The 22723-nt window shown below is 61.1% G+C and carries 21 protein-coding genes and 3 pseudogenes; 14 read left to right on the forward strand and 10 right to left on the reverse strand.

Translation table 11 applies throughout. The features are described 5' to 3' along the window. Both AC1RT2_RS15520 and AC1RT2_RS15525 read right to left on the reverse strand, forming a co-directional pair. Positions 1-1797, reverse strand: a 1797-nt coding sequence (locus AC1RT2_RS15520) for a calcium-binding protein (protein WP_493103220.1), incomplete at its 3' end; no start/stop codon positions are given. Positions 1798-2582: 785 nt separating this feature from the next. After that, positions 2583-3017, reverse strand: a complete 435-nt coding sequence (locus AC1RT2_RS15525; RefSeq protein ID WP_493103223.1) for a hypothetical protein — start codon at positions 3015-3017, stop codon at positions 2583-2585. On the opposite strand from AC1RT2_RS15525, the gene AC1RT2_RS15530 reads away from it, so the two are divergent. From AC1RT2_RS15530 to AC1RT2_RS15575, 10 genes and pseudogenes are all read left to right on the forward strand, one after another. Beyond that, positions 3017-3484 (forward strand): TOBE domain-containing protein, encoded by a 468-nt coding sequence (locus AC1RT2_RS15530; RefSeq protein ID WP_493103225.1) that lies wholly within the window; start codon positions 3017-3019, stop codon positions 3482-3484. The genes AC1RT2_RS15525 and AC1RT2_RS15530 overlap by 1 nt on opposite strands. A gap of 199 nt (positions 3485-3683) precedes the next feature. After that, entirely contained in the window at positions 3684-5447 is a 1764-nt protein-coding gene (locus tag AC1RT2_RS15535; protein ID WP_493103227.1) for an ABC transporter ATP-binding protein, read from the forward strand. Between the two features lie 101 nt (positions 5448-5548). Further along, complete coding sequence (locus AC1RT2_RS15540) at positions 5549-5941, forward strand: hypothetical protein (protein WP_493103229.1); 393 nt, start codon at positions 5549-5551, stop codon at positions 5939-5941. A 163-nt stretch (positions 5942-6104) separates the two neighbouring features. Next, positions 6105-6635, forward strand: coding sequence for a YcnI family copper-binding membrane protein (locus tag AC1RT2_RS15545; protein ID WP_493103231.1), 531 nt, complete (start codon positions 6105-6107; stop codon positions 6633-6635). A gap of 58 nt (positions 6636-6693) precedes the next feature. After that, the gene (locus AC1RT2_RS15550; protein ID WP_493103233.1) at positions 6694-8298 is read left to right on the forward strand and encodes a copper resistance CopC/CopD family protein; all 1605 of its coding nucleotides are present in this window, start codon (positions 6694-6696) and stop codon (positions 8296-8298) included. A gap of 74 nt (positions 8299-8372) precedes the next feature. Beyond that, positions 8373-9026, forward strand: a complete 654-nt coding sequence (locus AC1RT2_RS15555) for a DUF2161 domain-containing phosphodiesterase (protein WP_493103235.1) — start codon at positions 8373-8375, stop codon at positions 9024-9026. Between the two features lie 175 nt (positions 9027-9201). Continuing rightward, the gene (locus AC1RT2_RS15560; protein ID WP_069061901.1) at positions 9202-9348 is read left to right on the forward strand and encodes a DUF1127 domain-containing protein; all 147 of its coding nucleotides are present in this window, start codon (positions 9202-9204) and stop codon (positions 9346-9348) included. A gap of 152 nt (positions 9349-9500) precedes the next feature. Next, the gene (locus tag AC1RT2_RS15565; RefSeq protein WP_493103240.1) at positions 9501-9854 is read left to right on the forward strand and encodes a hypothetical protein; all 354 of its coding nucleotides are present in this window, start codon (positions 9501-9503) and stop codon (positions 9852-9854) included. 71 nt (positions 9855-9925) lie between these two features. Further along, positions 9926-10412 (forward strand): annotated as a pseudogene (locus AC1RT2_RS15570) (DDE-type integrase/transposase/recombinase); the annotation flags it as partial. A gap of 78 nt (positions 10413-10490) precedes the next feature. Further along, a pseudogene (locus tag AC1RT2_RS15575) lies at positions 10491-10802 on the forward strand (hypothetical protein); the annotation flags it as partial. 355 nt (positions 10803-11157) lie between these two features. Here AC1RT2_RS15575 and AC1RT2_RS15580 read toward each other — a convergent pair. Then, positions 11158-11339 (reverse strand): annotated as a pseudogene (locus tag AC1RT2_RS15580) (DUF4158 domain-containing protein); the annotation flags it as partial. Between the two features lie 990 nt (positions 11340-12329). On the opposite strand from AC1RT2_RS15580, the gene AC1RT2_RS15585 reads away from it, so the two are divergent. After that, complete coding sequence (locus AC1RT2_RS15585; RefSeq protein ID WP_493103242.1) at positions 12330-13817, forward strand: nucleobase:cation symporter-2 family protein; 1488 nt, start codon at positions 12330-12332, stop codon at positions 13815-13817. Between the two features lie 79 nt (positions 13818-13896). Next, positions 13897-14502, forward strand: a complete 606-nt coding sequence (locus tag AC1RT2_RS15590; RefSeq protein WP_493103244.1) for a nucleoside deaminase — start codon at positions 13897-13899, stop codon at positions 14500-14502. A gap of 173 nt (positions 14503-14675) precedes the next feature. On the opposite strand, the gene AC1RT2_RS15595 is transcribed toward AC1RT2_RS15590, so the two are convergent. The 6 genes from AC1RT2_RS15595 to AC1RT2_RS15620 form a co-directional block, all read right to left on the reverse strand. After that, complete coding sequence (locus tag AC1RT2_RS15595; RefSeq protein ID WP_493103245.1) at positions 14676-14960, reverse strand: copper-binding protein; 285 nt, start codon at positions 14958-14960, stop codon at positions 14676-14678. A gap of 20 nt (positions 14961-14980) precedes the next feature. Beyond that, a complete protein-coding gene (locus AC1RT2_RS15600; RefSeq protein WP_493103246.1) occupies positions 14981-15448 on the reverse strand; it encodes a cupredoxin domain-containing protein in 468 nt (155 codons plus the stop codon). A 31-nt stretch (positions 15449-15479) separates the two neighbouring features. Then, on the reverse strand, positions 15480-16829 hold the full coding sequence (locus tag AC1RT2_RS15605) for a multicopper oxidase family protein (protein WP_493103247.1): 1350 nt from the start codon (positions 16827-16829) through the stop codon (positions 15480-15482). A gap of 14 nt (positions 16830-16843) precedes the next feature. After that, entirely contained in the window at positions 16844-18307 is a 1464-nt protein-coding gene (locus AC1RT2_RS15610) for a TolC family protein (RefSeq protein ID WP_493103249.1), read from the reverse strand. After that, a complete protein-coding gene (locus AC1RT2_RS15615) occupies positions 18304-18531 on the reverse strand; it encodes a hypothetical protein (RefSeq protein WP_493103251.1) in 228 nt (75 codons plus the stop codon). Before AC1RT2_RS15615 ends, AC1RT2_RS15610 begins: the two co-directional genes overlap by 4 nt. A gap of 84 nt (positions 18532-18615) precedes the next feature. Then, a complete protein-coding gene (locus AC1RT2_RS15620; RefSeq protein WP_493103253.1) occupies positions 18616-18996 on the reverse strand; it encodes a hypothetical protein in 381 nt (126 codons plus the stop codon). An 823-nt stretch (positions 18997-19819) separates the two neighbouring features. Between AC1RT2_RS15620 and AC1RT2_RS15625 the strand changes: the two genes are divergently transcribed. Beyond that, positions 19820-20002 carry a ParB-like protein gene (locus AC1RT2_RS15625; RefSeq protein WP_493103255.1) on the forward strand — a complete coding sequence of 61 codons (183 nt, stop codon included), beginning with the start codon at positions 19820-19822 and terminating at the stop codon, positions 20000-20002. A gap of 105 nt (positions 20003-20107) precedes the next feature. Here the strand turns inward: AC1RT2_RS15625 and AC1RT2_RS15630 are convergent, their stop codons facing one another. Then, positions 20108-20668, reverse strand: a complete 561-nt coding sequence (locus AC1RT2_RS15630) for a helix-turn-helix domain-containing protein (RefSeq protein ID WP_493103257.1) — start codon at positions 20666-20668, stop codon at positions 20108-20110. 297 nt (positions 20669-20965) lie between these two features. On the opposite strand from AC1RT2_RS15630, the gene AC1RT2_RS15635 reads away from it, so the two are divergent. After that, a complete protein-coding gene (locus tag AC1RT2_RS15635) occupies positions 20966-22681 on the forward strand; it encodes an ABC transporter substrate-binding protein (protein WP_493103259.1) in 1716 nt (571 codons plus the stop codon). Positions 22682-22723: the final 42 nt, after the last annotated feature.

Raw genomic sequence — 22723 nt, forward strand, 5'->3', positions numbered from 1 at the left:
AGTGTCGCCGGCGGCCTCACCCGTATTGCCCGCAGGACTGGACAGGTTGGCAATCACGCCAACTACCGCGTTCGCATATGTGACACGGTCGGAGCCGCTTCCGCCAGAAAGATGATCGCCGCCGGCGCCACCGTCCAGCAGGTCGTTGCCGCCGGTGCCAAACAACTCGTCTCGCACCGATGTGCCACGCATCGTTTCATTGTCATTGTCACCGAGAATGATCAGTCGATCCGCTTCGCCGGCACCCGGAAAGAAATCCTGTACCTGGAATTGCGACAGGTCAACGGAGGTCGCGTTGAGCATTTCGACGCGGAAACGGTCAGGCGTGCCAACCGCTGCAAAATCGAGAACGAGATTGGCCGCAAGGCCAACGCCGATCTGATCGGCGCGGACGATGACAAGTTTTTCGGGCGCTGCGGCCTCGAATTCGATTTCCTCTATAGAGACGACTGTCGTGTCGACGAGGCTGATGTCACCGGTCGCGAGGATGCGGTCGGCATCGGCGCCGCCGTCGATCGTATCGTTGGTGAAAGCATCGAGGCCACCACCCCGGAACGTATCATTGCCGGCATTGCCGGACGCGATGTCTCGCAGGGAATCGATCTGGATCGTGTCGCTTGCACCGTCGCTGACGCTGGTGCGGGTAACCTGGTTGACCTCGCCGGTTATCCGGCCACCACTGCCGTCAGTGTCACCGCCATCTTGCCAAACAGTGATGAATTTGCCGTTTTTCAGCATGCCGAGGGCGGAAAAAACGTCGCGGTCCGCGCCTTCAGCCGCAATCGCAAATTCGCTCGCGAGATTAGCCGGCAGCGCATTGCCGTTCTGATCGAAGATGCGGGCAAATATGTCGTCGGTGGTGGCGTTGAAAGGTTTCGTCCAACTGACGACGATAAAGCCGTTCGAGAGGACCGAAACGTCGGGCTCGACTTCATCGACGGTGCTCGTGGTATTGACCTTGATGAAGCCGGTCTGGGAGACGCCATTGGCGTTGAAAATCTCCAGCGTGATGCCGTTGCCCAGCGCGCCGCCTTCGGCCCAGCCGGAATCCGTGTAGGCCACGGCCCAATTGCCGTTCGGCAACGCGGTCAATGCCGACTGTGTGTTGTCGCCGAAGCTGTCGATCAGGAAGTCGGCCGTGCGTACCGTGCCATCGGCATTGTAGATCACCGCCCTGAGTGGCTGGTTGGCAGGATTGGTGTCGGTATAAGTCACAACGAAGCCGCCATCGGCCAGCCCGACGATGGAAGCATCATTCTGGGTGCCGGCCGTTGCCACGGTGTTGACCTGGGTGAAGCCGCCCAGCTGGCCGCCAACCGCGTTGTAGCGGCCGATGAAGATGTTGCCGCCAAAGGTGAAGCTGATGGCAAAGCCGCCACCGGTGAGCGCGCTGGTGACCGGATCTTCGAAAGAGATCGATGAGCCACTCAGTGTCAGTTCTCCGCCAACCGCGTTGCCGTCCTGGTCGAAGATGCGGCCAAGCATGGCGGTTTCGGCGGGATTGTTGTCGTCCCAGACGACCAGCACATTGCCATTCGCGAGCTTGGTTAGCGAGGGCTTCCCTGGGGGCTCGGTGTTGACATCGTCATAGGGTATGCGGAAGCCGCCGACCTGATTGGAATTGGCGTCATAGAAATTCAAAAGGATGAAGTTTCCGTTTGTGGTGTTGTAGGCGGCAACGAAACCGCCATTGTTGAGGCCCAGCACATCCGGCAAAATCTGTGTGCCTGGCGTGAAGGTATTGACCCCGAATTGGAAGGTCGTGGTTGTATTGTTGAAGGTGGTAGTAACGGTCATTTGGAACACTCCTGAATTGACATGGTCGATCGGAATTCAGCGTGATTTCGGCAAAACTGCAGGTTAATGCGAACGCATTCCAAGGTGCGCATCAGGCCATCGGACAGGGCGAATGGCCCGCATACAAATGCGACATTTGAGGCTTACATAGTCGGAGACACAGGTGTCGCAACCCCATGTCACACAGAGGAACCGAATGCCTTGGTCGCCCGGTTCTGAGAGAAAACATCAAAGAGAGTTTCTCACCCGACGCGATGACGATTTCGCCCCCGGTGTTTCTTTCAGTTTCCTGATCGCCTCTTTCTCAAAAGGCGCCTACCAGTAAAGAACGTGTGGGGTTTCAGGTTTATTTTCGAATAATTTATTTTTCTTATATGCGATACCTGTTCACCACCTGGTGAGACTAAAAGATTTTCGTACGCAATCCTTAGTTGAGCTCTGGCTGTTGCTCCTTCTTGGTGAGTATAGAAATGCCGCGAGGAGCAGGCCTTGGGACGTTGCTGGGCATCACCGCTTAAGAGTCACGTAACTTTACTCGGATCATGAAGGCAGCTCGCAAGGGCGGCATGGCATTGTGTCCGGCGCGACGGGGACAAGTCTAAGCGCCGTCCTGCGTCGACCGGTCAGGAACGGAATTCCTGATGCATTTCGACAATGCATTTGAAATGCCCTTCATCACAAGGTGATATGGTCTGGTGAGATCAGCCAAGTTTGGCTGTCCAGAGCTCTCCGCTGAGCCATGGCGCGGATACGGCGAATGTGGGTGGCGAGAGCTCTCGGCCCGTTTACCCGCTTCGCGACGTTCTGATGGGTCTCGTCGTGCATCCCTCAGCGAAGCAGGGGTCAAACACATGGCGGGGGCGCTGGCTCGCCGTTTTCCGTTCGACAACGATCCGCTGTGAGGAGAGGTCGATGCCGCATATGACCGACAAGGCGTAGCGGCTGGGGAGATGGACGAAGTTCAAAGCGACGATCGAGACGTAAAATTGCATGGCGTCGATACCAAGGCAGACAAGGTTGGCAGCTTCGCCTTGATCGAGCAGTGTCTGGATGGAATCGACGAGTGGGCGGGATGAGCGTGGTATGCTGTCTATGGTGTGGATGAATTCCCCATGCTGCAGCTTCTCTGCCAAAGCCATCTTGATGAAGGCAGGCATCGCCGCCATGTAGTAGGTGAAAGCAGTCAGCACCTTGACCCCGTCGATCGGGTCGCGGTGCAATGTCCGGCCTCCTTGCTGCGCAGGCCGCCACAGGCGCTGACCTCTATCACAAGCCGAACAGCCGCTTCGTCGCCGACTTCATCGGCGGCATGAACTATTTCGAAGGCACCGCCGGAAGACAGACGGATGGTCTGCTGGCTGTCGCCGCCGGAAAGAACATCTCGGTCCGGGCGCCGTGTGCGCAAACGATCGGGCAGGGCAAGCGTGTGCTGGTCGGCGTGCGGCCGGAGGCCATCCGTCTCACCCCGGAAGGGCAGCCCGCCGCCCCAGCAGGCTTCAACGCGATACCGGCAAAACTCGTCAGCACGGAATTTCTGGGCGTCGTTACCTATCTGCGCTTCGAGGACGGATTGGGGATCGAGCGCAGGGTGATCTGCAGCGGGCAGGATCACGATCGGACCGTTGCCGAGGGTGGGCGCTGCGAGCTGCAATGGCCGGAGCAAGCTGGCATTGTTATCGCGGCCTGATCGGCTCCCTGCCGGTGGAGCCGGCCTGTAGCACCCGCCCGCCGGGGGGGGAGACTTGCAGGCAGCAGATCGGGTGGCATCGCGCCGCCATATCCGGCAATCACAAAACTGTGCCGCAGGAGAAAAATCTTGCCCGGGGGTGAGAGAAACAGGGTAGTCGGTCGTCATAGTCAAAAGAACGACACCGAAAGCATGCCCCATGCCTAAATTCATCCTGCCCGATCTGATCAAGCGCTTTGCCGCCTACTATCGTCCGCATCGCGGTCTCTTTGCGCTCGACTTCTCCTGCGCGGTGGCCGCCGGGCTTTTGGAGCTTGTCTTTCCCGTCGTCGTCACGCTCTTCATCGACCGGCTGCTGCCGACCGGGCAGCTCGATCTCATCGCGCTTGCCGCGCTCGGCCTGTTCCTGATCTACCTCACGAATGCCGGCCTCCAGGTCATCGTCACCTATTGGGGCCACATGCTGGGTATCCGCATCGAGGCCGAAATGCGCCGCAAGGCCTTCGACCACCTGCAAAAGCTCTCCTTCGGCTATTTCGACAACCAGAAGACCGGTAATCTTGTCGCCAGGCTGACGAAGGACCTCGAAGAGATCGGCGAGGTCGCCCACCATGGGCCGGAGGACCTGTTCATCGCCATCATGACGCTGGTCGGCGCTTTCTTCTTGATGCTCTGGGTGCATGTGCCGCTGGCGCTGATCACCGCCATCATCCTGCCGGTGACGGCCATCGTGACGATCCGCTACGGCAAGCGCATGACGACGACATGGCACGCCATTTACGGCCGCGTTGCCGATTTCAACGTGCGCATCGAGGAGAATGTCGGCGGTATCCGCGTCGTGCAGGCCTTTGCCAACGAGGACCACGAGCGCAATCTCTTTGCCGAGAACAACCGCAACTACCTGGCGACCAAGCTCAAGGCCTACAAGGTCATGGCGGCGTCCGCCTCGTTGTCCTACCTGTCGATGCGCTTCGTGCAGGTCGTGGTGATGCTGGCCGGCGCATGGTACGTGACACGCGGCGAGCTGACGGCCGGCGGCTTCGTCGGCTTCTTGCTGCTGGTGGGCGTCTTCTTCCGGCCGATCGACAAGATCAACTCGATCATCGAGACCTATCCGCGCGGCATTGCGGGCTTCCAGCGCTATGCCCAATTCCTCGACACGGAACCCGACATTGCCGACGAGACGGGCGCGGTAGCGGTCGAGAGGCTGCGCGGCGATATAACGTATCGTGACGTGGTGTTCGGCTATCGTGCCGACCGGCCCATCCTTCAGGATATAGACCTTTCGATCCGCGCCGGCGAAACCATCGCCTTCGTCGGCCCCTCCGGCGCCGGCAAGACGACGATCTGCTCGCTTTTGCCGCGCTTCTACGAGGTCGTCTCCGGCGCGATCCTCATCGACGGCATCGACATTCGGGCCATGACGCTGAAATCCCTGCGCTCCAATATCGGCATCGTGCAGCAGGACGTCTTCCTCTTTGCCGGCTCGATCCGCGAAAACATCGCCTATGGCCGGCTCGGCGCGACGGAAGCGGAGATCGCCGAGGCGGCCCGGCGGGCACGGCTCGAAGACGTGATCGCCAGCCTGCCGGGTGGACTGGACACGCTTATCGGCGAGCGCGGCGTCAAACTCTCCGGTGGGCAGAAGCAGCGTCTGGCGATCGCCCGCATCTTCCTGAAGAACCCGCCGATCCTGATTCTCGATGAGGCGACCTCGGCGCTCGATACCGAAACCGAACGGGCCATCCAGCAGTCGCTCGCCGAGCTTTCCGCCGGCCGCACCACGCTGGTCATCGCCCACAGGCTCGCCACCATCACCGGTGCCGACCGCATCCTCGTCGTCGATGATGGACGTATCGTCGAAAGCGGCAGCCACGCCGACCTCATCGCCCGCAAGGGCGGCCGCTACAGCAACCTTCAGGCCGCACAGGCGACAGGCGGGGCGTCCCTCGTCGCGTCTTAGCGATTCTGATTGCGGCATCGCAAACAATGCGACAATTCGGCGACCCGGGGAGACTATCCACGCCGATGGGCGATTGGTATGTCTTGCGGGACGAGGGCTCGATGAAAAAGCATTTGCAACAGCGCAGGACCGCAGTGGTGGCATTCGCCATCGCCGTCCTGCTATCGTTGCAAGCCCTTCTCGGCTCGGCCGCTTTGGCGGGGACGGTTGCCAATCCGACGCTCGATGCGTTCGGCAATCCGCTCTGCATTACCCATATGGACGCGCAGGACCCGGCCTCTGCGCCGGGCAAGGAGCGCTCGCTCGCTCCCGATTGCTGCACGCTTGCCTGCGGCGTCGCCGTCGGCATGGCGCCGGACAATCAAGCCGCCGCCGTCCTGTTCAATCCGCTTGCCCAGCCCTCGCAGCGTTTGGTCGCCGGCCATGCCGTGCCTGTCCGGCCGGTCCATGACGACCTTCCCGGTCATCCGCGCGGCCCGCCCGCGACCGCCTGATCACTGCCGCGTTCCGCTCCGAAACGATGACTTGCCTCGAATGCGGCTCCATGCGGCTGCCGGCTATCATCCGTCTTGTCGCCGACGGCGATGCGTGCAGCCCCAACTTCAACCGATCCAAATATTCCTGCCGGCTGCTGGCCGGTTCCATTGGAGACTGACAATGCTGAAAACAACGCTTACCGCTCTTGCCGTCCTGACGCTTGGCGCGGGCAACGCCCTTGCCCACGTTTCGCTGCAACTGAAGGAAGCCCCCGTCGGCTCGACATACCGGGCAATCTTCCAGGTGCCGCATGGCTGCGAAGGCAAGCGGACGACTGTCGTGCGGGTGCAGATCCCCGAGGGCGTGATCGCGGTCAAGCCGCAGCCGAAGGCCGGTTGGACGCTGGAAAAGGTCAAGGGCGCCTATGCAAAATCCTATGACTACTACGGCACGCCAACAGGCGAAGGAGTGAAGGAGATCGTCTGGAGCGGTGGGAGCCTTGGCGACGACGAATATGACGAATTCGTGCTGCGGGCCTATCTGACGAAGGACCTGAAGGCAGGCGAGACGCTCTATTTCCCGGTCGTGCAGGAATGCCCGGATGGCCTGGCCGAACGCTGGATCGAACGACCGGCAGACGGCCAGTCAGCGGACGATCTTGAGCTTCCCGCGCCCGGTGTGAAGCTGCTTGAGGCCGTCAGCGGTCATTGAGCCCCCAAAAGGCCGGCGCCGTAGGGCGCCGGCCGAACCTAGCCTTCGGAGAGTGTTCGTGCGCAACAGCAGCCCCGGTCGAACCGGCCTTGTGGCATTTCTTGCCGGCATCCTCTGGTGCTGCCTGACGGCGGCGGCATTCGCGCATGCCTCGCTGACGGGGGCGGTTCCGGCCGACGGCGCGGTGATCGATACGCCGCCGAAAACCCTGTCGCTGTCCTTCAGCGAACCGGTTTCACCACTCGTGTTGAAGCTCGTCCTGCCCGATGGGCAGGCACGGGTGCTTGACACGTTTACCCTTCGCGACCGCACGCTGGAAATCACGGTCCCCGAGGATCTCGCGACCGGAACCCACGTGCTCACCTGGCGCGTCGTTTCCGAGGATGGGCATCCAGTGGCGGGCTCCACACTGTTTTCGATCGGCGCGCCGGGCAACGCGCCGCAAGCGACCGAAGAGGCGGCGGACGGGCCGGTGAAAACCGCGCTTTGGCTGGCGAAGGTCGTCCTTTATGCCGGCCTTTTCTTCGGCATCGGTGGGATTTTTGCCCTTCACTGGCTGATCCCCGGAACGGACGGTGGCCCGCGGCTTGTCGTGGCGGCAACGTTGCTCGGGCTGGCGGCGACTGTGCTTTCCCTCGGCTTGCAAGGGCTTGATGCTCTAGGCGTGCCGCTCGCCGGTCTCTTCGACCGGGCGGTGTGGACGGCCGGCATGGAGACGAGTTTTGGCGCGACGGTCCTACTTCTCTCGGCAGCGTTCTGTCTGGCGCTCGTCGCGATGCGTGCCAGGGGCGCCGCGCCGCGCCGTGGGCTGTCTCTCATGGCCTTGCTTGCGGGCAGCGGCGCATTGGCCCTGAGCGGCCATGCCAGCGCGGCAGCACCGCAATGGTTGATGCGACCAGCCGTCTTTCTGCATGCGGTGACGATTGCGATCTGGATCGGCACGCTCCTGCCGCTGGCCTGCGCCCTGCGGCGGGACGCCGACGCCGGTCGCCAGGCACTCCGCCGCTTCTCCCGGCTGATCCCGCTTTGCGTTACCGTCCTCGTTGTCGCCGGCCTGCTGTTGGCCGCGGTTCAGGTTCGTGAGCCTGCGGCGCTCTTGTCCACCGCTTACGGCAAGGTGCTGCTGGCAAAGCTGGCCTTGCTGGCCATTCTGTTCTCACTGGCCGCCGTCAATCGCTGGGGCTACACCGGACCCGCCATGGCGGGAGGCCGGCAAGCGGCCCGGCGTCTTGGCCGGGTAATCGTTGTCGAAATGCTGATCGTTCTGGCAATCTTTGCCGTCGCCGCGGCGTGGCGGTTCACGCCGCCGCCCCGCGCGCTTGCGATGGCCGCCGCCCAGCCCGTATCGATCCATATCCATTCGGACAAGGCGATGGCGGAGGTCATCGCCACCCCGGGACGCGCCGGGCCGCTCGCGGTTTCGGCCCTCATCCTTTCCCCCGATTTCACGCCGCTCACCCCGAAAGAGGTCGTCTTCGTCTTCTCGAACCGTCAGGCCGGCGTCGAGCCGATGCGCCGGAAAGCTGAATTGCGGCCGGATGGCACTTGGAACGCCGCGGACGTCGTGCTTCCCTTGGCCGGTCAATGGCAGATGCGCATCGATGTTCTGATCAGCGATTTCGAACTGGTGCGCCTGCAAGAGACCATCGAGATCCGGCCATAGAAGAAGGTGAGTGGGCGGCAAGACGGGGCGAAATTGTGCTATCGGAACGGGTCTGCAACTGATTCCCGGCCGACATGGAAACCTCACTCTACCTGCCCGTCAAAACCTTTCTCGAAAGCGCCGGCTATACCGTCAAGGGTGAGATTGGCGGCTGCGATCTGGTGGGGTTGAGCGAGGGTGATCCGACCGTGGTGGTCATCTGCGAATTGAAGCTCGCCTTCAATCTGGAGCTGATCCTGCAGGCGGTGGACCGCGCCGCCGTTTCGGACGAAGTGTGGATTGCCGCGCGCATCTCCGCCAAGGGGCGCGGGCGCGAGGGCGACAAGCGCTACCGCGATCTCTGCCGGCGGCTGGGATTGGGAATGCTCGGCGTGTCCGACAAGGGCGAGGTGAGCATTCTCGTCAGTTCCGTCTCGCCCATGCCGCGTACCAATCCGAAACGCCGCACGCGGCTGGTCAGGGAACACCGCAAGCGCATCGGCGATCCGGCGCTGGGCGGCTCGACAAAGGTCCCGATCATGACCGCTTATCGCCAGCAGGCGCTGGCCTGCGCCGCCGCCCTTGCCGACGGACCGCTGCGGCCGCGCGATCTGAAAACCGTGGCCGCCACCGCCGGGCAGATCCTGCTCAAGAACTACTACGGCTGGTTCGAGAAGGTCGACAAGGGGCTTTACGGCCTCAGCGACAGTGGCGCCGAGGCCCTGAAGACCTGGCAAAAGCCTCTCTGACCGACTACGTCGCCCAGATGCACATCAAGGGTGCAATCCATGCCGCTGACGCATAGGTGGCCTGACGGATCAGCGCTGCATTAAAACGATTGAAAGGCGTAAATTCAAACCTTCGAAACGACGCCGGAGCCAAGTGTGGTTGCTGACGTCAAAGGAACCTTGGAAAGGGATCATCATGAACGTCGCTCGCTCTTTCAACAATTGGCGCATGTACCGTCAGACCGTTGCCGAACTCGGCCGGATGTCTACCCGTGAACTGCAGGACCTCGGCATCGAACGCGGCGATATCCACACCATCGCCCGGGCATCGTTCGCGCGCTGATCGCGTGCAGTTTCCCGAATTTCTGCCGCCTTGCGCCCGCTCATGAAGCGGGCGTTTTTGCGTGCCCGCCTTGCCGTTCCGGCGCCTCCGGCGCGCCGTTTTAACCCAGCGGCTGTGTCATGTGCCTCGTGCATAGCTGCACTGCAGCATAAATGATGTTCAATCGCGCCGATTGGCGTATGCTTCTTTTCATCGAAGCCATGCACCTCCTCCCGCAGGGCTTCGAATTGCAGACGGTCCCCTCCTCCTCCCAGGAACGTCTGCAGGAACGGCGACACTCCTCCTCCCAGTCGCTGTTCGGTTCTTTTCGAAAAGCCTGCCGCACCTCCTCCCGCGGCAGGCTTTTTCGTTTTCGGGATGGGCTTCCGAGCCATCAGCATCGGGCCTTGCTTGTCATCCGGCGCCATCGCGGCCGAGCGGCCATGGTAGTCGGCAAGCTTGCCCGACGACCGATAGCCGCTCACAGTTCGGCAAAAGCGCTGGCCGCCGCGGGTTATGTGCGCTGAATGCCGGTCCTACCGACCGCCGCCACCTGGCGCTGCGACTGACCGGCGAGTTCGACGAGATTTGCTGATACTCATCCGGTAGGCTCGACGACAAGTGGCACCTTGGTGAAGCTGTCGTATCGATCCGGCGCAAGAAGCACCGGCTGTGGCGCGCCGTCGATCAGAACGGTTTCGTTCTGAGGGGCTCGTGCGAAGCCGCCGTAATGCAAAGGCGGCAAAACGCTTGATGCGAAAGCTGTTGAAGGGCCAGGCTCGCGCACCACGGGTGATGATCCCGACAAGCTTCGATCCTGTGTAGTACTGCAAAGCGGGAGATCGTGCCGGATGCCGAATATCGCTCCCACAAAGACTGGAACAGTCGGGCGGAGAATACTCAACAGCCGATCCGGCGACGAGAGCAGATCATGAAATGTTTCAAGTCGAACGGCATCTACGACGCTTCGTCTCCATCGACGATCCGACTGCCACCTGTTCCACGTCCCCAGGCGCGACATCACCTCCAGCCATCATCACGATCTGCGTGCAGAGGCAATGAATCTATGGGCACACATCGCTTGAGTATGAAAGACACGCTATGGTCAGGAACCATTGATTGGATGCGTCGGATGTGATTCAGGCTCCGCAAGGAGCCTGATGATGAGCGATCTCTACTGGCCGACAGAAGAGCAAGTGGCGTGGCTTGCGCCTTATTTTCTCAAGAGGCATGGCAGGTCTCGGGTCGATGACCGTGGGGTTCTGAGCGGCATCATTTTCGTCAATCGCAATGGCTTGGGGTGGCGGGGTGCACCTCGGGCCCACTGGTGCAAGGCTGCTCTGCGACAGAAGAGCATCAAACCCTGCATTCCGGCGCGCAAGTCCCGGTCCCTGCCTGTCAAATAGGGCAAGCGCCGATACACACGCCGCAAGCGCGTCGAGATCATGTTCGGGCGTCTCAACGATTGGTGGCGCTGAAGGTCGCGATAGCAAACCGGTTGGCGCATATAAAAGAAAACGGCAAGCAAGATGGCATTTCTGAGAAACTGCACCTCATGAAAATCGACCATTTCCCCGTATCCGTCTCCATCAGCTAAGCGTCGGGCTTTATGCAAAAGCTTAGACATAAGAACTTTGCAATAGAACCCAGATTAACTGCTCAATCGCGAACAACGCACCGTACTATCGCGTTGCAGTTCTTGCAGGCAGAGTCTCAAGTTTGACTGCAAAACGACACCAGATACGCCACTAAGCGCGCCGCGTGATCGCGATGGGTTTATATGGCGCGAGGCGAAGTCTCTTCTGCTCCCAGAATTCAGCCAGGGATTCACATCAGACATAGCCGAACGGCAAATCCGAACCGTTTATGCTCACGCCTCCGTAGTTCAATCTCCAAAGGATCCGCCGGTGACAACGAATAGCGCCGTATCAGCTGTCCTCGTCGGCTGGTGTGTCGAAAACTTTCCGCCGATCCTGAATTTTGAGAAGCGTCCGTTTTTTGCCATCGCCCATCCCATCCACCACCAATCTGCTGGGAGTGATATCGAGTAGACGGGCGAAGAAATCAAAACCGGTGCCCAGCGTGCAAATCCACAAGCATCCGCCGTTAAACATTCGAGCTCCGACAGCGTTCATGTTTCGTTTGCCCTTAGTGTACGAATACGCGTTACTCTTGTTCCCACCCCTGGTTGGGATGGAAGGCGGTACGACGGCGAACGGAAGCAGTGGAAACCGGACGTCAGGCTTTCCAATAGGCGCCTTGTCGATGGAGACTTTTGACGGTTTCCTCGAAAGTGTTGTGCCTTTTCTGAAAAGATATCACCGATGGCACGGCGCGCAAAAACCGGTGGCGCCTTGATTTGGCTGAGTATTGATGGACGGGCGAGACGCAAGAACGAGGAGCGTGGGGAGAGGTCCTGGCGATCGAGCGGTATAATCACCGCGGCATGCGCTTGACAGGTTCTGCAAAAAGAATGCAGTGTTCGTGACAGTGCAGGTCCAGACCTCACAAGAAATGCCCCGCTCAACTTATGTTGATGACGATCCGGAGTTCGCACCTCCTGGAACAGGGTCCTGGCGAAACTGGCAAAAATGCCGGTTCAACTATGGAGCTGGTGGGGCATGGAGACCGATACTCTCTTCCGTGACGAATTTTGCTTTTTCTGCGCTTGGGACATCCCATCCGCATGGCATTCGCTCGACCGCAGTCATTGCGCTGTCTATGGCGGCGCGCGACGCTCGGGCGCTGGGTCGACGCTTCTTGCAAAGCGCCCTGCGGTGATTGCCCGATTGACCGGTACCCGACCTCAAGATCCATTCGGCAGTCCCGCCTCTTCGGCACGGCGGCAGGTTTTTCGCGTGCGTCCCGGCCGCCATGACCGCGACAGGCAACGCTATCCGCTCCAGGCATGAGCCCGGCTCGGGTATGGCCTTTGCCCCGATGGCTATGCCGATACGCCTGATCGACAGGGGCGCAATCCAAAGCGAAACGCTTGCAAAGGTATGGAGGAGTTTACCTTGGCACATGCAGAAGACGAAAGTGCATCCAACACGCGCCCGGAGGACGAAAAACTCAGCATCGGAGCCAATCTCGCCTATGGGCTTCAACATGTCCTGACGATGTATGGCGGCATCGTGGCCGTACCGCTCATTCTCGGACAGGCGGCAGGTCTCGACACCAGTGAGATCGGGCTACTGGTCACGGCCTCGCTTTTCGCCGGCGGCCTCGCCACCATCCTTCAGACGATCGGCGTGCCGTTCTTCGGCAGCCGCCTGCCCCTCGTGCAGGGCGTTTCATTCTCCGGTGTTGCGACGATGATCGCAATCTCCGGCAATGGCGGCATCCAGGCCATTCTTGGAGCGGTCATCGCGGCGTCGGTGATCGGCCTTATGATCACTCCGGTCTTTTCCAGGATCACCCGCTTCTTTCCCCCGCTCGTCACAGGCATCGTCATCACCACAATCGGCCTGACGTTGATGCCGGTCGCCGCGTTCTGGGCGATGGGTGGCAACAGCAACGCGCCGGGTTTCGGTAGCACGGCCAATATCCAGCTTGCCGCGGTAACGCTCGCCATCGTGCTTCTGCTCAGCAAGCTCGGAAATGCCTCGATCTCGCGTCTATCGATCCTGCTTGCGCTGGTGATCGGCACAGGCATCGCCTATGCCGTCGGCATGACCGATTTCTCGCAGGTGGCGAACGGCCCGTTCTTCGCCCTTCCGACGATCTTCCACTTCGGCTATCCCACTTTTAAAATCGCTGCCATCATCTCGATGTTCATCGTGATCATGGTGACGTTGGTCGAGACTTCGGCGGACATTCTGGCCGTCGGCGAGATCGTCGAGACCAAGGTGGATTCTCGGCGCCTCGGGGATGGCCTGCGCGCCGACATGCTGTCGAGCATCCTCGCCCCCGTCTTCGGGTCCTTTACGCAGAGCGCGTTCGCCCAGAATGTCGGGCTGGTCGCGGTGACGGGCGTGAAGAGCCGCTATGTCGTGGCCACGGGCGGCCTCTTCCTCGTTGCTCTCGGCCTTCTGCCGGTGATGGGCCGCGTGGTCGCGGCGGTTCCAAGCTCCGTCCTCGGCGGCGCCGGGATCGTGCTTTTCGGCACGGTGGCGGCAAGCGGCATCCGCACCCTCTCCAAGGTCGACTACAACAACAACATGAACCTGGTGATCGTGGCGACCTCGATTGGTTTTGGCATGATCCCGATCGCCTCACCCACCTTCTACGAGCACTTCCCGGCCTGGGTCGCGACGATCTTCCACTCCGGCATCAGTTCCGCCGCCTTGATGGCGATCGCCCTCAACCTGCTGTTCAACCACGTCAAGGCCGGCAACTCCGACCAGCAGTCGGTGTTCGTTGCGGGGACCGAGCGCAGCATTCGCTACCAGGACGTCGCGCGGCTTCACGACGGCGACTACTTCCTCAACGGCAAACTCTACGACGCCAAGGGCGCCGAGGTGCCGCTGATCGCTGCGGAAGCGCACTGAGCGCCCGCTAACCCCGATCTGGCCGGGATGGGATATCCGGCCAGTTGTTTCAGCCTGCCAATCTTCAAGGAAAACGAGAATGACCGAACAAAACGAAACCCTAAAGCTGCTGGATGCCCTGCTCTCGGCGCTGGAGTCCGGCATCATCCCGGCCACGGAGGCGGGCGTGGCCGCCGGCAACAAAATCTTCGGCGCTGCTCTGCTGCGGAAATCGGATCTTTCGACGGTGCTCGTCGAAACCAACAACGAGACGGAGAACCCCCTCTGGCACGGCGAGGTGCATACCTTGAAGCGGTTCTACGAAATGACGGGATCCGAGCGGCCGGACTCGCGAGAGCTCATCTTCCTGTCGACCCATGAGCCGTGCTCGATGTGCCTTTCGGCGATCACCTGGGCGGGCTTCGACAACTTCTTCTACTTCTTCAGTCACGAGGATTCCCGCGACGCCTTCGCCATTCCGCATGACCTGAAGATCCTGAAGGAGGTCTTCACGCTGGAGCCCGGCGGCTACAACCGGACGAACGCCTTCTGGAAGGGGCAAGCGATCCATGCGTTGATCAATCAGGCGCCGGAACCGCACCGCTCGCAGCTTCAGGAACGTGCCGCTGCCATCAGCCGCAAATACGACGACCTCTCCCTCGTCTACCAGGCGAGCAAGGGCGGCAACGCAATCCCCCTCAACTAAGTTTCTTCCTCCGCTCCTCCCCTGGACGCGCTGCTGGTGGCTTCTCCCCCCAGCGGCGCGTTTGGTGGTTTCAACCCCGGCCATATGCATTCACGGCCTGAAACCAGAAGAGGCCCCGGTCAAACCGGAGCCTCCCTGTAAAGGGCACATTTGGCTGGCGCCTTTTGATCGGGCTATTTCACCTGCGTTACCGTCAGCTTACCCTCGATCCGTTCGGCGACGAATTCGATCTTTGCGCCTTGCGTGAGTTTTGCGAGCAGGGCGTCGTCGTTGACGCGGAACACCATGGTCATGGCCGGCATTTCAAGGTCCTTGAGTTCCTCGTGGATGAGCGTGACCTTCTTCGCCTTGGCATCGATCTTCTTGACCGTGCCTTTGGTGAAGTCGGCGGCGACCGCGCCCGTGACAGCGCTGAAGGAGAGGGCGGCGGCAAGCGCCATGCGGATGAACGTGTTCATGTCTTTTCCTTCTACGGGGGCTATTTCTTGGCGACGGTGACGTCGCCGTGCATGCCGGCGTCGTAGTGGCCGGGCACGAGGCAGGCGATCTTGAATGTGCCATCGTTGGTGAATTGCCAGACGATCTCACCGGACGTTCCGGAAGCCAGGCGAATGGCGTTCGGGTCGTCGTGCTCCATTTCCGGAAACTTCTCCATTGTCGCCTTGTGCTCCATGATCTTGTCTTGCTGATCGAGCACGAACTCATGATCGAGTTCGCCGGCGTTCCGGATGGCGAAGCGAACGGTCTGGCCCTTCTTGACGTTGAAGGAGGCAGGAACGAACAACATCCGACCATCCTCGGTTTCCTTCATCGTGACGCGGATCGTCTGCGTCGCCTTTGCCTTGTCGCCGGGTTCGCCGACGGCCATGGCGCCATGGCCGGCATCTGCAAGCGCGGTGGTGGAGAATGCCGTTGCGAGGAACAGCGTGCCAATTACAGTCTTCATGCTCATGTCCTTTGCTTGGGGAGGGTATAGATCAGCCGTGCCGGGAATGGCCGGTACTGACCTTGGTCTTCGCGTCCGTGGCCTTGGTGGTATCGGGCAGCGCGCCCGTCCACTCGTAGGCCTGTGTACCGGGTGGGTTCTCGTACCAGCCGGGATCCGAGTAATCGTCCGCGGAGATGCCTTCGCGGACTTTCACGACGGAGAACATGCCGCCCATCTCGATGGGACCGTGCGGACCCCAGCCGTTCATCATGGGAATGGTGTTCTCCGGGATTTCCATCTCCATCTCGCCCATATCCGCCATGCCGGCCGTGCCCATGGGCATGTATTCGGGCCGGACCTTGCGGATCTTTTCGGCGAGAGGTTTCTTGTCGACGCCGATGAAGGTCGGGATGCCGTGGCCCATGGCGTTCATCGTGTGATGCGACTTGTGGCAATGGATCGCCCAGTCGCCGAGATATTTCGCGTCGAACTCGTAGGCGCGCATTGCGCCGACCGGGATGTCGATACTGACTTCGGGCCAGCGCGCCTCCGGACGGACCCAGCCGCCATCCGTGCAGGTCACTTCGAAGTCGTAGCCGTGCATGTGGACCGGGTGGTTCGTCATGGTGAGGTTGCCCACCCGCACGCGCACGCGGTCGTCCTTCGAGACGACAAGCGGATCGATGCCCGGAAAGACGCGGCTGTTCCAGGCCCACAGGTTGAAGTCCGTCATCTCCATGATGCGCGGCACATAGGCGCCGGGCTCGATGTCGAAGGCGTTGAGAAGGAACACGAAGTCCCGGTCGACGGGCATGAACTTCGGGTCCTTCGGATGAACGACGAAGAACCCCATCATGCCCATCGCCATCTGGACCATCTCATCCGAATGGGGGTGGTACATGAAGGTGCCGGATTTGATGAGATCGAACTCGTAGATAAAGGTCTTGCCGGTCGGGATGTGCGGCTGCGACAGGCCGCCAACGCCGTCCATGCCGGAGGGCAGGATCATGCCGTGCCAGTGGATGGTCGTGTGTTCCGGCAGCTTGTTGGTGACGAAGATGCGGACCCGGTCGCCCTCCACGGCCTCGATCGTCGGGCCCGGTGATTGGCCGTTGTAGCCCCAGAGGTAAGCCGTCATGCCTTCCGCCATTTCGCGCTCGACCGGTTCGGCGACGAGGTGGAACTCCTTGACGCCATTGTTCATGCGGTGCGGCAAGGTCCAGCCGTTGAGCGTGACCACCGGCGTATAGTCGGGGCCGCTCGCCGGCCGGACCGGTATCTGGGTTGCGGCCGTTTGCATGACCGCCGCTTCTGGCAGGCCCATATTCGAGGTTTTCGCCCAAGCGGCCGTCGAGACCATTGCCGCACCCGCGCCGAGGAGTTGTCTTCTGTTGAACATGTCAAAATCCTTTTTCAATGACCGCCGCCGCCGGATTCGGCAGCTGCCGCAACCTCGACTTCTCCACCGCCCGCCGCCGCCGCGCCGCCATAAATGGCCGGTGCCAGGTTGGCTTCGGCGAGCCAGAAGTCGCGTTTCGCATTGACCGCGAGAAGGATCGAATTGACCTTCTCCCGGCTGTCGGCGAGCAGTTCGAACGTGCTGGTGATCATGCCGTTGTAGGTGAGCTGGGATTCCTCCTCGATCTTCGTCCTCAACGGCACGACGCTGTTGCGGTAGTGACGGGCGATATCGTAGGTCGACCGGTAGGCCTGATAGGTCGAGCGGGCCTCCGAACGCACATTGACGGCCTTTTCCGCAAGCAGGTTCGCTGCCCGCATGTAGCCGAGCTCTGCCTTGCGCATGCGCGCCTGGCCGGAATCGAAGATCGGAATGACGAATTCGAGTTCGACATTGCCAGTCGTCTCGCGGCTCTTCTTGCCGTCCTCCAGTTCCCGTTCGGTTTCGAAGCCGGAGAGGATTTCGAGGTCGGTGACGTAGCGTGTCGCTTCCGTGAGCTTGAAGGACTTGGCGGTCGCTTCCAGGTCGAGCTTGGCCATCTGCAGGTCGACGCGACGCTGCAGGGCTTCCGCCTCGATCGTGTCACGCTTGGTGAGAGCCTTCGGAAGCGTCGGCAGGCGGTTCGGCACCTGATAGTCGATGTCGGCACCCCAGAGCCCCATGAGGCGGGTCAGTTCCTCTTTCGCCAGACGGGCTTCGAGCCGCGCCTGTGCCGCTTGTCCGGTCAGCTCGGCGTAGAAGACGTGCTCCCGGGCCTGTGTGCCTTTGGTCATGGAGCCGGCTTCGCCGAGTTTTTTCGCCAGTTCGGAGGCGGCGTCCGCCGCGACCAAAGCCTGGTTCAACTGCGCGACACGCTCCCAGGCAGCAACCGTCGTTATCCAGGCGCGACGCGTATCCGCCGCGACCTGGAGGGTTTCCAGCGCGGCGGCAAGCTGGGCCTTGCGGAAACCCGCATCGGCGATCTCGACATTCCGCTTATGCGTGGCGAGCGCCAGGATGTTCGTGGCGATGACACCCTCGACAGCGCGATAGGCTTCCAGCCCGGGTGTTCCGATCCCGGTCAGGCCAATGCCGATCCGCGGATTGACGAGCATGGTCGACTGCCAGGTGTCCGCAGCCGAATCCCCGAGGCCCGCATAGGCGGCCTGGAGACCCTTGTTGTTGAGGAGCGCGACCTGGACGGCCGTCTCCGCGTCGATGGCCTTCCTTGCCATCAGCGTTTTCACGCGGGCGGCGACGGCTTCCGCCTCGGCCCGGTTCTGCACCCAGACGGATGCCTTGCCGGTCGCCGTGCTCGTCTTGGCCGAGACGGTCGTGAAGCCGGCGTCCCGCGAAGAGTACTCGGTGGCCGAAACGCACCCACTGAGGATGGCCGGTACGACAAGGACCGCGACGAATTTGGGTGAAACGATCCTCATGCCCCGTCTCCCTGTGGAGACTGGGCATCGTTCTGAACCCGCCAGGGGTTGGGATCCACCGGAAGGCGGTGGGAATAGCCCGCAACAGGCGTGGTGTAGCCGATGGGCGATGTGCCGACTGCCGGGTCGGCCGCGTTTTCATACGTGGCAAGGTCGCCGAGCGATGTGGCCGCGCAACCGCCCAGCAACAGGGGCAGTGCGACCACAAACTGAATGTGGTTCATAGTGAAATCCAAACAGGAGGTGTGACGGCGCCGTGGCTGCGGCCACAGACGCTAGATCAACGCCGGGAAGGCGTTACAGCCTGTTCAGGCATTCGGGGGGCGATAGAGGGATGAAACCTGTCCGATAGCCTTACTATCGTCGAAGAACGACCGGATAGCGGCTATGCGCGCATGGCCAAGCGTCGCGTTGGAAAGCGGCAGCGCCATGCTGGTACAGAAATCCTGACAGCAATCCTGGAGGTCGGCTGTTTTGCCGGAGCCCTCGTGGTCCTCCGCAGCGTCTCCGCCATGGTCGTGGGACTGAAGGGCGGCAGGTGCCTTCACCGTGTCGATGACGGACACACCGTCAGAACCATGCATCGCGCCGGCGACGCTGGATAGCGGATAAGAGGCCAGCGACACCAGGATCGCCAGTCTGATCACCCACAGCAGCCTTGCGCCAATGCTTCGATACAGTGCAGTCATTCTGGAAGCCCTAACCTGTCTCGTCGTGCAACTCAATAGCCCCTCCCGACACCCGGCTCGCGCGATCGATAGTGCGAAACCGGTGCCGAGAACTTTCTAACCCATTGATCTTTCTGCGGTGGGCGACCGTGCGCGCAGGCCGGCAGCGCCATCGCGCAATCCGATCAACTTTTTGGTGATGAGGGCCGTCGCCTTACCTGCTGCGGGATTCTCCTGTTTCATTCCGCCATCGGATTCGTGATGGAAATCGTGCCGAATCGCTCATTCGTCCGTTCTACCTTTCCGTTCTCCAGCACGCGGAACGTGACGGTGGGATCGTAGATTGAACGGACGGTGTCACTCGGCTTGCCATGTCCTGAACGATGACGCCCAGGAGGTTTCCCGTTGAATTCATCCCGCTGTTGGCCGACGCCGATGTGGTAGCGAAGATGAGGATAGCGGTGGTGGCGATTTTGAGATTCATGATCTGGTACTTGTCGTAGTGTTGCTTCGTTGCAGAAGGAAGACACTGCGAAAAGAAACTCACAGTCCCATCACGCCAGCTTTGCAATTCTGTCAAAGAAACGCTTTCGCATAGAGGCGTATCCTTCTGCCAGAAGCCGCCAATTGGTAGTTTTTATTACCCCGGCCGGGGATGGGCGAGTATCTAATATCACTGTATTTCTGTTTTCATTTGGGCGTGCATAAATGTATCGAAAATACAACAGGACGCCCGAAGCGCCTCGTTTGCACCGGTGTAAACTTCAAGAAAAACCGTCTAAAACTGAGCGCGCCAAATGGAGTGGCCCCGATATCGGGGTGCTCGCTCTATTTGAGGTGAAAGATGAGATCGATTCACACCGCCCTGTTGGCCGCCATCGCGGCGACCCCCTACCGTTTGTTTGCTGGCTGCCTCCGCAATACCGGCGGTTATGCGAAGGACCCAACGCCGCACAGTGAATTCATTTGGAGCGAATTTTGTCGATGTCCGGGTTGTCGAAGACGATTATCAGAAGGCGCTTCGTGAGGCGCTGGTTCTGGCACACGCAAAAACGGCCAGCCATCTGCCTGGCTGGTGCGGCGTGCCGGGCTGATCAAATTCCCACAATCGTGTCGTCCAGCCGCTGGAGAACTACAGCAGCAACGGCTGTGTTCGCACCCAAAGTTCCAGCACGGGCTCCGTGCCGAGGGTGGCGGAGCGGTGGGGGAGGTGCGACTGGAAATGCATGGAGTCGCCCTTGTTGAGGATATGGCGTTCGCCGTCTACCTCCAGCAACACGCTGCCTTCCAGGACATAGACGAAATCCTCGCCCTCGTTGTGCATGATCTCCGACACGTGGCCGGGCGGGCGGCGCACGAGGGTCGGGTGCATTTTGGCGTCGGGAAAGGCACCACCCAGAAATTCATAGGTGCGCCGGGTGTCGCCGAGGCTGAAGGCCTCCCGCTTGCCCTGCCGCGATACGGTTCCGGCCTGCCGCGGGGCCTTGACGAAGGTGTCGATGCTTGTATCGAGCGCTTCGGCAATGTTGCAGAGAGACGCAAGCGAGGGTGTCGAGACGCCGCGTTCGATCTGCGACAGGAAGCCGATGGACAGGCCGACACGGTCGGCCACCTGCTGCAGCGTCATGTCGATGGCGCGGCGACGTTTGCGGATCTTCTTGCCGAGGGCCTCTTCCGTGACGCTGTCTGCCACGCCTTCCTCCTGGACTTTCGATTCTGGCGACATTCAAAACCCCGGTTCGCAGCATGGACGGATCTGCCCAAGATATGGCGCAAGCGCTTTGCGATGTCGATCAGGGGAGCCGGGCCTTGTCGCGGTTTTTGCCGCATGAGAGCGTGCCGGCTCGCTCGTTTCCGCCCCCTATAAAAATTTCACTACAAAACTTCAATTTCTTTTGCAATGGTTCAATTTTTGAGTAATGACTTCGCCATCCAAGGTCGAAGCTCAGGGAGGAGCCAAATGCGCATTCACAGGAACGGAATGTCTTTGATGGCGTCGGTCGCCGTCGTTGCCATGCTTGCGGCCGGCGGCGCGCTGGCGCAGGAGGAGCCGCAGACAGGCGGCGTGCTGCGCATTCTTGCGACCGGAGAACCGGACCATATGGACCCGACGCTGGCCGGCATGGTGCCGACGAACAACCTGATGCGTGCCATCTCGCGCCAGTTGGTGAGCTATGAGGCATCGACTGACCCCGAGACGGCGATCAAGCCGGTGGGGGACCTTGCGACTGAAGTGCCGCAGCCGACCGATGACGGCCTCACCTATACGTTCAAGCTGCGCGAGGGCGCGATGTGGAATGCGCCGTCCGGTGCACGCCAGGTCACGTCCGCCGACGTCGAGCGTGGCTTCAAGCGGCTGTGCAATCCGCACATGCAGGCCTCGACACTCACTTATTTCACCGCGCTGATCTCCGGCCTCACCGAATTCTGCGACGGCTTCGCCAAGGTCGAGCCGACGGCGGAAGCGATGAAGGCCTATATGGAAGCCAACGACGTCACCGGCATCGAGACGCCGGATGATGCGACCGTGGTGTTCAAGCTCAAGGAGCGGGCCGGCGATTTCGTCTACATGCTCTCGCTACCGATGCCGGCGGCGGTGGCGATCGAGACGTTGGACTATGTTCCCGATAGCCCGGACTACCGCGCCAATTTCGTCGGCAACGGTCCCTATACGATCGGCGAATACACGCCCGACACCAGCCTGAGGCTCGTGCGCAATCCGGCCTGGAAGGCCGAGAGCGACCCGTTGCGCAAGGCCTATGTCGAGGAGATCGACATCACAATGGGTCTGCAGGCCGATGCGATCATGCAGCAGCTGCAATCGGGCGACGCCGATCTCGCCTATGATATCAATGTGCCGACAGCAATCCTGTCGACGCTGGCCGCCACGGGTGACGAGAAGCTGACGGCGATGTCCGCCGGCAACACGAACTTTCTGTTCATCAACACGGTGTCGAACAACAATAACGGCGCGCTGAAGGACCTACGCGTGCGCCAGGCTCTGCAATATGCGGTGGACAAGGCGGCCATCGTCCAGCAATGGGGCGGCTCGACCGTCGCGGAGCCAGCGAACGGCATCTTCGGCATCGGCGTCCTCGGTTATCACAAGTTCGATCTCTACCCGTCGCCCGACGCGAAGGGTGATCCGGAGAAGGCCAAGGCCCTGCTTGCTGAAGCCGGATTCCCGAACGGCATCACGCTGAAGATGCCCTATCGCAACAAGGATCTCGAAGTGACGACCGCCGCGACGATCCAGGCCAGCGTCGCACGCGCCGGCATCACGCTGGAAATGACGCCGGTTACGGCTGCCGACTACTATTCCAAGTTCATGACCAACCCGGTCAACACCAAGGAAGGCACCTGGGACATCGCGCCGGTCGGTTGGACGCCGGATTGGGTCGGCGGTGCGGCGCGCTCCGTCTTCCAGCCGCAGTTCACGTTCGACGGCACGCATCAGACCTATAACTACACCGACTACAACAACCCGAAGGCAACCGAGATCGCCATGAAGGCGATCAACGCGACCACGCCGGAGGAGACAGCCAAGCTATGGGCCGAAGTGGACGAACTGGTGATGGCCGATTCGCCCGTCGTTCCGCTGATCGCCAACAAGAACCCGCGCTATCGCAGCGAGGCGGTGAAGAACTTCCTGCCCTATGCGCTGGGCGTCGAGGGCGACTGGACGAACCTCTGGCTCGAGCGCTGAGCCGAGGCCCGATTGCCGGCGTCGCGGGTCTCGCGATGCCGG

This window comes from Shinella sp. GW821-FHT11G07 (genome assembly GCF_058808115.1).

What these genes read in the sequence shown, in the direction of transcription:
- AC1RT2_RS15585 (WP_493103242.1), top strand. Translation starts at nt 12,330, where the DNA reads ATGGAGGAGTTTACCTTGGCACATGCAGAAGACGAAAGTGCATCCAAC.
- AC1RT2_RS15590 (WP_493103244.1), top strand. Translation starts at nt 13,897, where the DNA reads ATGACCGAACAAAACGAAACCCTAAAGCTGCTGGATGCCCTGCTCTCG.
- AC1RT2_RS15565 (WP_493103240.1), top strand. Translation starts at nt 9,501, where the DNA reads ATGATGTTCAATCGCGCCGATTGGCGTATGCTTCTTTTCATCGAAGCC.
- AC1RT2_RS15540 (WP_493103229.1), top strand. Translation starts at nt 5,549, where the DNA reads ATGAAAAAGCATTTGCAACAGCGCAGGACCGCAGTGGTGGCATTCGCC.
- AC1RT2_RS15595 (WP_493103245.1), bottom strand. Translation starts at nt 14,960, where the DNA reads ATGAACACGTTCATCCGCATGGCGCTTGCCGCCGCCCTCTCCTTCAGC.
- AC1RT2_RS15535 (WP_493103227.1), top strand. Translation starts at nt 3,684, where the DNA reads ATGCCTAAATTCATCCTGCCCGATCTGATCAAGCGCTTTGCCGCCTAC.
- AC1RT2_RS15530 (WP_493103225.1), top strand. Translation starts at nt 3,017, where the DNA reads ATGTCCGGCCTCCTTGCTGCGCAGGCCGCCACAGGCGCTGACCTCTAT.
- AC1RT2_RS15625 (WP_493103255.1), top strand. Translation starts at nt 19,820, where the DNA reads ATGAGATCGATTCACACCGCCCTGTTGGCCGCCATCGCGGCGACCCCC.
- AC1RT2_RS15560 (WP_069061901.1), top strand. Translation starts at nt 9,202, where the DNA reads ATGAACGTCGCTCGCTCTTTCAACAATTGGCGCATGTACCGTCAGACC.
- AC1RT2_RS15605 (WP_493103247.1), bottom strand. Translation starts at nt 16,829, where the DNA reads ATGTTCAACAGAAGACAACTCCTCGGCGCGGGTGCGGCAATGGTCTCG.
- AC1RT2_RS15615 (WP_493103251.1), bottom strand. Translation starts at nt 18,531, where the DNA reads ATGAACCACATTCAGTTTGTGGTCGCACTGCCCCTGTTGCTGGGCGGT.
- AC1RT2_RS15555 (WP_493103235.1), top strand. Translation starts at nt 8,373, where the DNA reads ATGGAAACCTCACTCTACCTGCCCGTCAAAACCTTTCTCGAAAGCGCC.
- AC1RT2_RS15545 (WP_493103231.1), top strand. Translation starts at nt 6,105, where the DNA reads ATGCTGAAAACAACGCTTACCGCTCTTGCCGTCCTGACGCTTGGCGCG.
- AC1RT2_RS15635 (WP_493103259.1), top strand. Translation starts at nt 20,966, where the DNA reads ATGGCGTCGGTCGCCGTCGTTGCCATGCTTGCGGCCGGCGGCGCGCTG.
- AC1RT2_RS15600 (WP_493103246.1), bottom strand. Translation starts at nt 15,448, where the DNA reads ATGAAGACTGTAATTGGCACGCTGTTCCTCGCAACGGCATTCTCCACC.
- AC1RT2_RS15610 (WP_493103249.1), bottom strand. Translation starts at nt 18,307, where the DNA reads ATGAGGATCGTTTCACCCAAATTCGTCGCGGTCCTTGTCGTACCGGCC.
- AC1RT2_RS15620 (WP_493103253.1), bottom strand. Translation starts at nt 18,996, where the DNA reads ATGACTGCACTGTATCGAAGCATTGGCGCAAGGCTGCTGTGGGTGATC.